This is a genomic window from Burkholderia sp. THE68, assembly GCF_009938265.1.
Classification (GTDB): Bacteria; Pseudomonadota; Gammaproteobacteria; order Burkholderiales; family Burkholderiaceae; genus Caballeronia.
This window is the reverse complement of the sequence record NZ_AP022317.1, coordinates 736,069-749,516: the sequence shown is the minus strand read 5'-3', so window position 1 is coordinate 749,516 and position 13,448 is coordinate 736,069. Positions and strand designations below refer to the sequence as shown.

At 65.6% G+C, this 13,448-nt stretch carries 11 protein-coding genes; 1 reads left to right on the top strand and 10 read right to left on the bottom strand.

The features are described 5' to 3' along the window. Positions 1–11: 11 nt before the first annotated feature. Genes fdxA through BTHE68_RS24740 form a run of 7 tightly spaced genes read right to left on the bottom strand, consistent with a single transcriptional unit; the run spans position 12 to position 6,410 of the window. Positions 12–347 (bottom strand): ferredoxin, encoded by a 336-nt coding sequence (gene fdxA / locus BTHE68_RS24770; RefSeq protein ID WP_162068917.1) that lies wholly within the window; start codon positions 345–347, stop codon positions 12–14. Then, complete coding sequence (locus BTHE68_RS24765) at positions 347–1,120, bottom strand: enoyl-CoA hydratase-related protein (protein ID WP_162068916.1); 774 nt, start codon at positions 1,118–1,120, stop codon at positions 347–349. Before BTHE68_RS24765 ends, fdxA begins: the two co-directional genes overlap by 1 nt. Further along, positions 1,117–2,265, bottom strand: a complete 1,149-nt coding sequence (locus tag BTHE68_RS24760; RefSeq protein WP_162068915.1) for a CaiB/BaiF CoA transferase family protein — start codon at positions 2,263–2,265, stop codon at positions 1,117–1,119. Before BTHE68_RS24760 ends, BTHE68_RS24765 begins: the two co-directional genes overlap by 4 nt. 17 nt (positions 2,266–2,282) lie before the next feature. Beyond that, positions 2,283–3,668 carry an FAD-dependent oxidoreductase gene (locus BTHE68_RS24755; protein WP_162068914.1) on the bottom strand — a complete coding sequence of 462 codons (1,386 nt, stop codon included), beginning with the start codon at positions 3,666–3,668 and terminating at the stop codon, positions 2,283–2,285. A gap of 37 nt (positions 3,669–3,705) precedes the next feature. Then, positions 3,706–4,545 (bottom strand): ABC transporter permease, encoded by an 840-nt coding sequence (locus tag BTHE68_RS24750; protein ID WP_162068913.1) that lies wholly within the window; start codon positions 4,543–4,545, stop codon positions 3,706–3,708. Next, complete coding sequence (locus tag BTHE68_RS24745) at positions 4,545–5,378, bottom strand: ABC transporter ATP-binding protein (RefSeq protein ID WP_162068912.1); 834 nt, start codon at positions 5,376–5,378, stop codon at positions 4,545–4,547. The genes BTHE68_RS24750 and BTHE68_RS24745 overlap by 1 nt, the downstream gene beginning before the upstream one ends. Positions 5,379–5,381: 3 nt before the next feature. Next, positions 5,382–6,410, bottom strand: coding sequence for an ABC transporter substrate-binding protein (locus tag BTHE68_RS24740; protein ID WP_162068911.1), 1,029 nt, complete (start codon positions 6,408–6,410; stop codon positions 5,382–5,384). A gap of 413 nt (positions 6,411–6,823) precedes the next feature. On the opposite strand from BTHE68_RS24740, the gene BTHE68_RS24735 reads away from it, so the two are divergent. After that, on the top strand, positions 6,824–7,951 hold the full coding sequence (locus tag BTHE68_RS24735) for a porin (protein ID WP_162068910.1): 1,128 nt from the start codon (positions 6,824–6,826) through the stop codon (positions 7,949–7,951). Here the strand turns inward: BTHE68_RS24735 and BTHE68_RS24730 are convergent. The 3 genes from BTHE68_RS24730 to kdpB are packed head-to-tail and all read right to left on the bottom strand — an operon-like array spanning position 7,919 to position 13,421. Next, the gene (locus BTHE68_RS24730; RefSeq protein ID WP_162068909.1) at positions 7,919–10,711 is read right to left on the bottom strand and encodes a DUF4118 domain-containing protein; all 2,793 of its coding nucleotides are present in this window, start codon (positions 10,709–10,711) and stop codon (positions 7,919–7,921) included. The genes BTHE68_RS24735 and BTHE68_RS24730 overlap by 33 nt on opposite strands. 34 nt (positions 10,712–10,745) lie before the next feature. Then, positions 10,746–11,321: a potassium-transporting ATPase subunit KdpC gene (gene kdpC, locus BTHE68_RS24725; protein ID WP_162068908.1), complete on the bottom strand. Its 576-nt coding sequence runs from the start codon at positions 11,319–11,321 to the stop codon at positions 10,746–10,748. Between the two features lie 42 nt (positions 11,322–11,363). Then, complete coding sequence (gene kdpB, locus BTHE68_RS24720) at positions 11,364–13,421, bottom strand: potassium-transporting ATPase subunit KdpB (protein WP_162069180.1); 2,058 nt, start codon at positions 13,419–13,421, stop codon at positions 11,364–11,366. Positions 13,422–13,448: the final 27 nt, after the last annotated feature.

Genomic DNA, 13,448 nt, shown 5'->3' with positions numbered 1-13,448 from the left:
GTCCCTGATCCTCACTCCATGACCCGCACCGGCCACGACGCGACCACGGGATGATCGAAGGCTACCTTGCCGACGTCCGAAGCGCCACCCGGTGAACCGAGCGCGCTCACGCCCGCATCGAAGAACGCGCGGTTCACCGCGGCGAACGCCGCTTCCGCTGGAGGCAACTCATCCTCGTGATAGATCGCCTCGGTCGGGCACACCGAGACGCATACGCCGCAGTTGATGCATTCCTCCGGATGGATATACAGCGTGCGCCCGCCTTCGTAGATGCAGTCGACCGGACAGCACTGCACGCACGCGCCGTCCTTCACGTCGATGCACGGCGACCCGATCACATAAGCCATCAGCGTCCCCTCCATTGCGGCTTGCGCTTTTCCTGGAACGCGCGCACACCTTCGTGCGCGTCCTCGGACTGCAGCGCGCTGACGAGCGCGGGGAGTCTGAGCGCCTGTGCCTCGCTGGCGGACAGCGTCGACGTGCGGCGCACGACCTGCTTGATCGCCTGCACCGACAGCGGCGCGCAGGCGAGCACGGCATCGACCCATCGATCGACGGCACCGTCCAGATCGGCGCGCGGCACGACCTCGTTGACGAGCCCCATTTCCAGCGCATCGCGCGCGGAGATGCGGCGTCCCGTCATGAGCATCGCCATCGCCTGACGATAGGGAATCTGGCGTTGCAGCAAGGTCATGCCGCCGTCGAGCGGCATGCGGCCGACGAGCGCCTCGGGCAAGCCGAAGCTCGCTTCCTCGCACGCGATCACGAGATCGCAGCCGAGCACCATCTCGAACCCGCCGCCGAGCGCGTAGCCGTTCACGCGCGCGATCACCGGCACGTTCAGCGTCTCGCGCAGCGCGATGCCGCCGAAGCCGCCCGGACGCGGCGCGGCCCAGTATTCGAGGCCGCTCATCGCGGGATTCTTGAGATCCGCGCCGACGCAGAACGCGCGCTCGCCCTCACCCGTCAGCACGACGACGCGCACGTCGCGGTTATGTTCGAGCTCGCTCCAGATGCGTTGCAGCTCGGCTTCGGTTTCGAGATCGACGGCGTTGAGCGCCTCGGGACGCGCGAGCGTCACGGTGGCGACGTGTCGATCGATGACGAGGCGCACGCTCATACGGCCTCCGTCGTCGTGAGGCCGAGCACCTCGGCCGTGTGTTGCCCCAGTCGCGGCGGTGCGCGACGCAACACGACGGGGGCGTTCGACAACTCGATCGGGCTGCCGATCAGACGCACCGGTTGCCCTTCTCCCTCGCCTTCGAGGACGAGCCGGTTGTGCAGCGTCTGCGGATCGACAAGCGCCTCGCGCAGATCGCGCACCGGCGCGCACAGCAGATCCTGTTCTTCGAGCCGCGCGAGCCAGTGCTCGCGGCTGTTGCTCGCGAAGCGCTCGCGGAAGGTGCGCTGCAATTCGGCCTTGTGGGCGAACTGCTGGTTCAGGTTGCAGAAACGCGCATCGGCGGACATGTCGTCGATTTCCAGCGCCGCGCAGATATCGCGCAACGGATTCGCCTTGAACGCGCCGACCAGCACGAGCGGGCCCGTCGTCGTGTCGAACACGCCGGAGAGCGGCATCGCGGCCCAGTTCACTTCGGAGTCGGCCATCATGATCATCGCGGCTTCCTGCATCTGCATCGCGAGCATCGAGTTGTAGAGCGACACGTTGACCTTCTGCCCCTCGCCCGTGCGTTCGCGATGCAGGAGCGCGAGCAGAATGCCCTGCACCATGTGCATGCCCGCCGAGTAATCCGCGAGCGCGGTCGGATAGACGGAGACGGGCAGCGAGTCATCGGCGCGGCGCGCCATTACGCCGCTCATCGCCTGCGCGAGTACGTCCTGGCCGCCCTTGTGCGCGTACGGTCCGGTCTCGCCGAAGCCCGTGCCGACCGCGTAGATGATGCGCGGATTCAGCGCGCGGCAGTCCTCGAAGCCCAGGCCCAGCCGATCCATCACGCCCGCGCGGAAGTTGTTCACGACCACGTCCGCGTCCGCGATCAGCGCCTTCAACGCTTCCATCTGCGCCGCATCGCGCAGATCGAGCGCGACGCTGCGCTTGTTGCGATTCAGGCTGCAGAAGATCGGGTTGTCCGCGCCCGCGACCGGCTCGAAAGTCGAGCGGCTCAGATCGCCCGCGCCATGCCGCTCGATCTTGACGACATCGGCGCCGTAGTCGGCGAGCATCTGCGTGCAGACGGGGCCCATCATCACCTGCGTGAGGTCGATCACGCGCACGCCGGTCAAAGGCAGATCGTGTTGTTTCATCTTGTTCTCCGAATTCCTCATGCTGCTTCCCTCGCATCGATATGCCGTGCGAGCGCCGGGACGTCCGCGTTGCGCCCGCTCTGGTCGCCCGGGTCCGCGCCCTGCGAGCGCAACGTCTTTTGCAGCGCGGGCACGTCGACATCGCGCACCGTGACGCCCGCGTTCAGCGCGAGCGCCGCCGCGACGCCCGCGGCTTCGCCCATCGCCATGCAGGGCGGAATCTCGCGCGACATCTTTTGCGCCTGCGAGGTCGCCGAGTAATGACGGCCCGCGACGAGCAGGTTGTCGATCTCCTTCGGCAGCAGCACGCGATACGGCATGTAGTAATCGCGTCCGCGTGCGATGCTGTCGGTGAAGCGCGTGCGCTGCGCGAGATCTTCCTTCGTCATCACGTATTCGCCTTGCAGCAGGCGCGTCTGACGCACGCCGGTCTGCGGCGCGACATCGATCACATAGCATTGCTCGAAGCCCGGCAGCTTCTCGCGCGCGAATTCGACGACCGCATGAATGTGGCCGCGGCCCTGCATTTCGGCGCGCGTCAGGTCTTCGGGCTTGAGGCCATCGAGACCGGCCATGTGCGGGCAATTGCACCACACGACGCCCGGCAGCGGCGTCTTGAGCCACCAGTAACCCCAGGAACCGCCGAGAATGCGTTTGATCTGACGATCGATCGCGGCGAATGCTTCGGGTTCCTCTGCTTCGAAACGTTCGGCTGCCTCGGTGTCGACGCCGCCCAGACGAAACACCGTCGTCGTGATGTAAGTGCCGCCGACATGCGGCACGCCAGCCGATGCCGCGACATCGAGATCGCCGGTCGCGTCGATGACGACATCGGCGAGAATCGCTTCGCGCCCGCTCTTGGTCTCGCAGATCACGCCCTTGACTCGGCCGTCTTCCACGAGCGTGCGCGAGAACCACGAATGCAGCCGCAGTTTGATGCCGAGCGACTCGACCATTTCGAGCGCGACGCGCTTCATCGCGTCGGGATCGAAGGCCGCCGCGAAGCACACCGGATGCGGGTTCTTCTGGCTATGAAAATCGAACGTGCCCCAGCGGCCCCATTTGCGATACGCCGCCGGGTCCTCGCCCCATTCGTCCGCGCGCGGGAAATACGCGAGCTTGCGCGCCGCCATGCGCTCGATGAAGGTCATGCAGGTGCCGCGCACCGAGATTTCCTGCAAGTGGTTGTCCCACATGTCGTCGAGCACGAGCACCATGCCGCCCGAGGCGAGACCGCCCAGATGGTTGTAGCGTTCGAGCAGAATCACTTCCGCGCCGTTGCGCGCCGCCGCGATAGCCGCCGACAATCCCGCCGGGCCGCCGCCGACCACGACGACGTTCGCCTGCGCCGCCACGCGCACGTCGCGTGCGGGTTCCTGAATCCAGTCGCTGATCATGTTCATTTCGTCTCCTGTGTTGATGGTTCGTGTCGCGTCGGATTCAGCGGACGCCTTCCGGCTGCCACTTGACGAGCCAGCGCTCGAGCGCCGCGATCACGAGGAAAAAGAAGCCCGAGAGAACGGCGCTCATGATGATCGCCGTGTAGAGCAGCGCCGAGTCGAAGGCATAGGTCGCCTGAATGATCATTGCGCCGATGCCTTCGGTCGCACCGATCCATTCGCCCACGACCGCGCCGATCACCGCCATCGACGCCGCGATGCGCAGCGCGGAGAACAGATACGGCAGCGACGCGTAGAGCCTCAGCTTGAAGAAGATTTCGCGTTTGCTGGCGGAGAGCACGTGCATCAGTTCCATCGCCTGCGGGTTGACGGCTTCGAGACCGCGCACCATGTTGACGAGCGTCGGGAAGAAGCAGACGATCGCCGCGATGGTGATCTTCGGCTCCAGCCCGTTGCCCATGATGAGCACGAGAATCGGCGCCTTGGCGACCACCGGAATCGAGTTGATCATTACCGCGACCGGATAGAAGATGTCCTGCAGCGTCTTGTTGTGCACGAAGATCGTCGCGAGCACGATGGCCGCGAGATTGCCGAGCAGAAAGCCGAGCGAGGCTTCGATGGCGGTCGGCACGAGGTTCTGCAGCAGCACGTCGCTCTTGGCGAAGAGCGTCTCAAGCACGAGCGCCGGCGACGGCGCGATGAACGGCTTCACATGAAAGCCCGCCACCACCGCCCACCACGCGAAGATCAGACTCGCCACGCCAAGCGCGGGCAGCATCCGCGCGCGCCACATTTGCTGGCGACGGCGCGCGCGCCACGCCTGCGATTCCTCGTCCGGCAGGTTGGCCGGGACGTTCAGATTCATTTCGGACGTAGCCATCAGCAAGTCTCCAGTACGCGCCGCAGGTGCGCGGTGAGTTCGACGAATTCGCGCGTCTCGCGGATATCGAGCGTGCGATCCTCGGGCAGGTCCACCGGCACGATTTCCTTCACGCGCCCGGGGTTCGCCGCGAGCATGAGCACGCGCTGACCGAGGAACGCGGCTTCGTAGATGCTGTGCGTGACGAACAGCGTCGTGAGGCCGAGCTCTTTCCAGACGCGGCGCAGTTCTTCGTTGAGACGGTCGCGCGTGATCTCGTCGAGCGCGCCGAAGGGCTCGTCCATCAGCAGCACCTTCGGGTCGCAGACGAGCGCGCGGGCGATTGCCACGCGCTGGCGCATGCCGCCCGACATCTCGTGCGGAAAGGCGTCCTCACGTCCCTTCAGGCCGACCAGTTCCAGCAGTTCGCGCGGCGTCGCTCGGCCCGCGCGCGAGCGGCCGTTCGCCACCTGAAGCGGCAATTCGACGTTCTGAAGCGCGGTGCGCCACGGCAGCAGCGCCGCGTCCTGAAACACGAAGCCGATATCGCGGCGTTCACGCGCGGCCTGCGGCGCCGCACCGAGCACGCTGATGCTGCCGCGGCTCGGCTTCACGAGATCGGCGACCACGCGCAGAAACGTCGACTTGCCGCAACCCGAAGGACCGAGCAGCGTGAGGAACTCGCCCGTCGCGATATCGAGGCTCAGGCCTTCGATCGCGGTGACGCTGCGGCGGTCGGTGAAAAAGCGCACGTTGATGTCGCGGCAACTGACCGCGCAATCGATGTCCTGCGGCAGCGCGAAGTGCGAGTTCGCCCGCCCCGCGCGCGGCGGATTCAAAGTGGCAGCATGCATGGGTTACACCTTCAGGCGAGAGGAGTGAGTGGCCTTGAGCACGTCCATCGTCATGACGTCGTCGACCTTGGGTGGTCCGGCGCGGAACTGGCCGAGCTGGCCGTACATCGCGATCTGCTCTTCCCAGACGCCCGCGTCCATCGCGCCCCAGCCCTGCGTCTGCGTGGTCTGGTCGAATGCGTAGCGCATCAGCGAGTCGATCGCGACGCGCTCGTCCGCGCGATTCAGGTTCGGATAGTCCTTCACCAGCATGTCGACGGCCTGATCGCGGTTCTGGTTGGCGTACATCCAGCCGCGCGCGGTGGCCCGCAGAAAGCCCGCGACCGTCTCCGGATGTTCCTTCAGGCTCGACGTGGTCGCGTAATACGGCAGCGCGTAGAGGCGCACGCCGGTGTCCCACAGGCGCAAGTCCACGCGGTCCGCGCCGAGCGGCTTGAGCGCCGTGGTGTTGGTCTGCCAGCCGGTGACGGCATCGACCTGACCGGCGACGAGCGGCATCATGTCCGCGCCGACCGGCACGATCTTCACCTGGCTCTCGGGAATCTTGTGCTTGGCGAGTAGCGCGCGCAGCAGGACCATACCCGTCGACTGAATGCCGATGCGCTTGCCGATCATGTCCTGCGGCGAGCGGATCGGCGCCTTCTTCAGCGAGAAGAAGGTGTACGGATGCTGCTGGAGCCCGACCGCGATGCACTTGATGGGCAGCCCTTCCGACACGGCCAGCATGATGGACGGGCTCGACGAGATCTCGCCCGCCTGATAGCGCCCCGACGCGACGATCGCGACGCCGTCGATATTCGGTCCGCCCGGCTGGATATGAAAGTCGATGCCTTCCTTTTCGTAATAGCCGAGGCGTTTTGCCACCACCTCGCCGACCTGATTGCCGCCCGGCACCCAGCCGAGCTGCATGTTGACGGTAGCGAGTCCGCCCGCGAACGCGCGCACCGACAGCAGGCCGCCGCTCGCCGCCAGCGCGCCCGCGGTGAGCGTGCGCAGCATGCACCGCCTTCCCGCGTTTTCGATCATTGCCATTTTCGTCTCCGGTGTGTCCAGCATGGGCTCCCCTTTTCAACGGTAATTCATCTGACGGGTGATGCCGAGTGACCCCATTGTCAGCAGCCAAAAGTGTCCCCGCATAGCATCATTTTTTGCGATGAGTGATGCCAAAATTAGAGCGGGTGGGTATACCCGGTGCGTCGAACCCGATGAAAAGGCGTACGCAATGCGCGCGGATACGGAACGCATGCGCGCTAAAAATTCGCTCGCTGGTGGCCAAATTCGGTGCTATCCCGCGCGTTTTTTGTTCCGCAAGAATCTGTCGGTGCCGATGCCTGAGTGCATCGGGCAAGACGTCATTCGAAGCCCTGCGCCGGTTTCCAGACGGATTGATTCGCCATCCTTATCGACCGGGACGCTTCCGTTCAAACTCATACAACAGGAAAGCCATGAAACGACGTTTGTTGGTCATCGCCGCAAGCGCGCTGTGTGCCCAGAGTGCGTTCGCCCAGAGCAGCGTGACGCTCTATGGTCTGGTTTCGACAGGCATCGTCTATGCGAACAATCAGCGCGGCGCGGACAAGCAGGGACATTCGACCTGGCAGTTCGCGAGCGGACCGATGCAGACGCCGCGCTGGGGCATGAAGGGCACCGAGGATCTGGGCGGCGGCGTGAAGGCGATTTTCACGCTGGAGAACGGCTACAACATCGGCAACGGCACGCTATCGCAGGGCGGACGCGAGTTCGGGCGGCAGGCGTTCGTCGGGCTGTCGTCGAACACGCTCGGCACGATCACCTTCGGGCGTCAGTACGACGAGGCGGTCACGCTGTGCGCGTTCGAATCGGCGTGCCAGTTCGCGGCGTACGGCGCGCATATCGGCGACAGCGACAACGTGTTCGACACCTTCCGCATCAACAACGCGGTGCAGTACAAGACCATCGACTATGGCGGGTTTCAGGCGGAAGCGCTGTATGGTTTCTCGAATCGCGCGGGCGGCTTTTCCGACAACAACGCGTACAGCGCGGCGGTGCAGTATCGCCGGGGCCCGCTCTCGCTGGGCGCGGCGTTCCTGCTCGTCAATGAGCCGAACGATCCGAACAACCCGAACGGCGCGGTGGTCGGCGATTACGGTTTCTCGTCGCCCTTCATCACCAACCCGGCGACCGGCGCGGGCGTGCGCAGACAGACGATGTACGGCGCGGGCGGCGCCTACGCGTTCGGCACGGCGAGCGCGTCGTTCCTCTATACCAACGCGCGCTTCGACTATCTCGATGAGTCGCGACTGACCTTGCAGAACTTCGAAGTCTCGCTGACGGACTACGTGATGCCCGACCTGCTGCTCGGCGCGGCGTACATCTACACGACCGGCCAGTACCATCCGCAGGACGCATCGCCCGCGTGGCATCAGGTGAATGCAGGCGCGAACTACTTCCTCAGCAAGCGGACGGACCTGTTCCTCGTCGGCGTCTATCAGCGTGCGGCGAAGGACGCGCCGTATGCGCAGATCTATACGTTGTCGCCATCGACGACGAAGACGCAGGTTTCAGCGGTGATCGGGATGAGGCATCGGTGGTAATGCGGGTGGTGCAGCTTCTTCATCAGGCGACATCTCGACCGAAGGCGGCGTGTCCTCGGCCGGAAGCGTGAACCAGAAGCTCGATCCCACTACGCTGCCGTTTTCCATGCGATTCTCCGCGCCGATCTCGCCGCCGTGCGCTTCCACGATGGCGCGGCATATCGCGAGCCCGAGCCCGACGCCGGACTGCGCCGACTCCTTCTCACCGCGCGTGAACTTCTCGAAGAGACGCTTTTGCATGCCGGCCTGAATGCCCGGGCCGCGATCGTCGACCCGGACCCGCACGACGCGCTTCCCGGCATCCTGCTCCACGCGCGCGGAGATATCGATGTCCGTGCCCTGCGGCGTGTATTTCGCGACGTTCTCCAGCAGATTGGCGAACAGCCGGTCCATCAGGACGGCATCGAGTTGCAGCAGAGGCAAGTCCGCGGGAATGCGCGTTTGCACGCGGCGGCCCGTCAGCGTGCGCCTGAGGCCGGCGAGCGCCGCGCCCACGGTTTCCTCCAGCATCGTCCATTGCCGGTTCAGGCGGATCGCGCCTGCCTGCAGTCGCGCCATGTCGAGCAGATTCGTGACAAGGCCGCTCATGCGCAACGCTTCGTCGTGAATCGCATGCACGAGTTCCTGTGAACGCGCCGAGCCTTGTTCGCCCGCATTGACCTGCTCGTCCAGAATCGACGCGAAGCCGACGATGGACGTAAGCGGCGTGCGCAGATCGTGCGAAATGGCCGACAGCAGCGAATTGCGCAGCCGTTCCGATTCCATGTTGACGAGCGCATCCTGCGCGATCTCCACGTAATGCACGCGCTCCAGCGCGAGCGCGATTTGCGCCGCGAAGGTTTCGATCATGCGCCGTTGCTCGGGGACGGCCAGATCGGCGGGCCGCTGCGAAGCAAAGGCGAGCACGCCACGGGTACGCATCGGCGCCTTGAGCGGCAGATAGAGCGCTTGCGCGGCAGGCAGCGTGTCGGTGCTGCGTCCCGCGGGCTTTTGCTGGTCATAAACCCATTGCGCGATATCGAGGTCGAGCTCGGTTCTGTCGAGCGTCGTCCCTGGGCTCACTTCCGTCACCTTCTGTTGCATTTTCTCGCCGCTGTCCGGCAACAGGATGGCGGCCCTCGCCTGGAAAACCTCGGCGATGTGCCGGGTGCCGATCTCGATGATCTGCTCGGTCATCAGCGCAGCGGCGAGTTCCTTGGTCATGGCGTACATCGCGCCGGTGCGGCGCTCGCGCTGCGAGGCGATCCGCGCTTCGCGCCGCAGGCTCGAAGTCAGATGGCTGATCGTCAGCGAGGTGAGCAGCATGACCGCGAAGGTGAGGAGATACTGTGTGTCGCCGACCGAGAACGACATCACCGGGGCGACGAAGAAGTAGTCGAACGCAGCGACCGACAGAAACGACAGCATCACGCCCGGCCCGCGCCCGAGCCGCACGGCGGCGAAGATCACGCCGAGCAGATAGAGCATCACGAGGTTCGTGACGGCGAAGCGTTGCGCGGCAAGCGCGGTGGCCACGAGCGTGATGCCCGCGCCGATCGCGAGCGCGAACGCGTAGGCGCGAGGCGGCGAACGCATGCCTTCCCGCAGCGCGCCGAACGTGAGCGTCGAGCGCGGCTGCCCGTCGCGCGCGCCGGTCGACACGAGCGTCACGTCGATATCCGCCGCCTGACGGATGATGCGCTCGCTGACCGGCCGGTCGAAATAGCGCTGCCACCCTTGCGCGGACGACGCGCTGGCCACGAGCTTCGACACGTTGCGCATGCGCGCGTAGTCGATGAGCGTCGCGGCGGCGTCCGCGCCGTCCAGCGTGACGGTTTCCGCGCCGAGTTCGGAGGCGAGCTTGAGCGCTTCGAGCGTGCGGCGGCGCTGATCATCGGAGAGGCGCTGAAGCTTCGGCGTTTCGACATAGACCGCCAGCCAGTCCGCCTTCAAGGCCGCCGCCAGCCGCGCCGCGGCGCGCACCAGCGCGGCGCTCTGCGGACCCGGCCCGACGCATGCGATCAGACGCTCGCGCGCGCGCCAGATGCGCTCGATCGACTGATCGGCGCGATATTCGCGCATCTGGGCATCGACACGATCGGCAGTGCGGCGCAACGCGAGTTCACGCAGCGCGATCAGATTGCCCTTGCGGAAGAAGTTGCGCACCGCGTTCTCGGCCTGCGCCGGCAGATAGACCTTGCCGTCGCGCAGCCGGTCGAGCAGTTCCTCGGGCGGCAGATCGACGAGCGTGACTTCATCGGCGAGATCGAAGACGCGGTCGGGCACGGTCTCCCACACGCGAATGCCCGTGATGCGCCCGACGATATCGTTCAGGCTCTCCAGGTGCTGCACGTTGACGGTCGTGTAGACGTCGATGCCCGCGTCGAGCAGTTCCTGGACGTCCTGCCAGCGCTTCATGTGACGCGAGCCCTGCACGTTCGAATGCGCGAGTTCATCGACCAGAACGAGTTGCGGCTTGCGCGCGAGCGCGGCATCCAGATCGAACTCCGCGAGCAGCCGCCCGCGATATTCGATGCGCGCCGCCGGCAGCGTCTCCAGACCGTCGAGCAGGGCGATCGTCTCCTTGCGGCCATGCGTTTCGACCACGCCGACGACCACATCCGCGCCCTCGTCGCTGCGCCTTCGCGCGGCCTGCAACATCGCGAAGGTCTTGCCGACGCCCGCCGACGCCCCGAAGAACACCTTCAGGCGCCCGCGCTGAAGCTTCTCCTCATCGCGCTGGAGCTTGTCGAGCAGTTCATCGGGATCGGGGCGGGTCATTGCGCTTGCTCGTGATGGTCCATGGTTGCGCGTTTCAGCCCTTGGCCGCATCCAGCGCGAAATTGAGCTTCAGCACGTTGACGCGCGGCTCGCCGAGCACGCCGAACTGGCGTCCCACGGTCGCCTGCGCGACGAGCGCCTGCACCTGCTCGACCGTCATGCCACGCGCCTTCGCGACGCGCGCGACCTGATACGCCGCAGCGGCGGGGCTGATCTCGGGATCGAGCCCGCTGCCCGACGAGGTCACCAGATCGACCGGCAGCGCCGCCCGATTGTCCGGGTCGGCCGCGTGCAGCGCGTCGATGCGGCCCTTGACCTCATCGGCGAGCGCGGGGTTGGTCGGCCCGAGATTCGAGCCGCTGGAACTGCCCGCGTTGTACGGATTCGGCGTCGTGGCCGACAGACGGCCCCAGAAATACTGCGGCGCATCGAACTGCTGGCCGATGATTTCCGAGCCGACGATCTTGCCGTCGCGCTCGATCATGCTGCCGTTCGCCTGATGGCTGAACGCCGCCTGACCGATCGCCGTGACGACCGCAGGATAGATCAGCCCGGTCACCACCGTCAGCGCGACGAAGAGCACCAGAGCCGGACGAAGAACGTGTTTCATGATGTCATTTCCCTTCGAATCAATATATCCGCAAATGGCGGTTCAACTCCAGCCGAGCGCCGTGATGACCATGTCGATCAGCTTGATGAACGGGAACGGCAGCAGGATACCGCCCAATCCGTAGATCAGCAGGTTCCTTCGCAACAATGAAGCGGCGCCCAGCGCGCGATACTTCACGCCCTTCAACGCAAGCGGAATCAGGAACACGATGATCAGCGCGTTGAAGATCACCGCCGACAGAATCGCCGACGACGGCGACGCGAGATGCATCACGTCCAGCACGCGCAATTGCGGATACGTCGTCGCGAACGCGGCCGGAATGATCGCGAAATACTTGGCGACGTCGTTGGCGATGGAAAACGTCGTCAGCGAGCCGCGCGTCATCAGCATCTGCTTGCCGATCTCGACGATCTCGATCAGCTTGGTCGGATTCGAATCGAGATCGACCATGTTGCCCGCTTCCTTCGCGGCCTGCGTGCCCGTGTTCATCGCGACCGCGACGTCGGCTTGCGCGAGCGCGGGCGCGTCGTTGGTGCCGTCGCCGGTCATTGCGACCAGACGCCCTTCGGCCTGATGCTGCCGGATCGTCGCGAGCTTGGCTTCGGGCGTCGCTTCGGCGAGGAAGTCGTCGACGCCCGCTTCCGCTGCGATGGCGGCGGCGGTCAGGCGGTTGTCGCCCGTCACCATCACCGTCTTGATGCCCATCTTGCGCAACTCGGCGAAACGCTCCTTGATGCCGCCCTTCACGATGTCCTTCAACTCGATCACGCCGAGCGCGCGCGTCGCGCCACCGGCCGTTTCCGCGACGACGAGCGGCGTGCTGCCACGGCGCGCGACGTCATCGACGGCGCTTTGCAGTTCCTGCGGGAAGCGGGCGCCGCGCTCTTCGATATAGCGCTTCAGGGCATCGGCCGAACCCTTGCGGATCTCGCGACCGGGCAGATCCACGCCGCTCATGCGCGTCTGTGCGCTGAACGCGAGGAAGGTCGCGTGGAGCGAGGCCATGTCGCGCTCGCGGATATTGAAGCGCTGCTTGGCCAGCACGACGATGCTGCGCCCTTCCGGCGTTTCATCGGCGAGCGAGGCGAGTTGCGCGGCATCCGCGAGTTCGCGCTCCTGCACGCCCGGCGCGACCGTGAATGACGAAGCCTGACGATTGCCGAGCGTGATGGTGCCGGTCTTGTCGAGCAGCAGCACGTCGACGTCGCCCGCCGCTTCGACCGCGCGCCCCGAGGTTGCGATCACGTTCGCCTGCATCATGCGGCTCATGCCCGCCACGCCGATGGCGGAAAGCAGCCCGCCGATGGTGGTCGGAATCAGGCACACGAGCAGCGCGACGAGCGCGGTGATGGTCACGACGTGGCCCTGCTTCGCCGCTTCGACGGAGAACATCGAGAACGGCAGCAGCGTGGCGGTGGCGAACAGCAGCACGAGCGTCAGCGCGACGAGCAGAATCGTCAGCGCGATCTCGTTGGGCGTCTTCTGACGCTTCGCGCCTTCGACCATCGCAATCATGCGATCGAGAAACGCCTCGCCCGGATTGACCGTCACGCGCACCACGATCCAGTCCGACAGCACGCGCGTGCCGCCCGTCACCGACGAAAAATCGCCGCCCGACTCGCGGATCACCGGCGCGGATTCACCGGTGATCGCGGATTCATCGACGGACGCCACGCCTTCGATCACTTCGCCGTCTGCGGGAATCACGTCGCCCGCTTCGACCAGCACGACGTCGTTCTTCACCAGATCGGTCGAGGTCGTGATGCGGATCGGCGATTTCGGATGCGGCTCGTTGAGCTTCTTGGCCATCACGTTGTGCTTGGCGCTGCGCAACGACGCGGCCTGCGCTTTCGAGCGCCCTTCGGCGAGCGCTTCGGCGAAGTTCGCGAACAGCACCGTGAACCACAGCCACAGCGCGATCGCGAGGATGAAGCCGGCGGGCGCTTCCGCCTGGCCCGCCAGCGCCGCGATCCACAACACCGTCGTCAGAATGCTGCCGATGTACACGCAGAACATCACCGGATTGCGCAACTGCGTGCGCGGCGCGAGCTTCCTGAACGAATCGACGATCGCCGGTTTGAGCAGCGTCGGGTCGAACATCGAACGCGCGGCCGTGCGAGCCTGCCC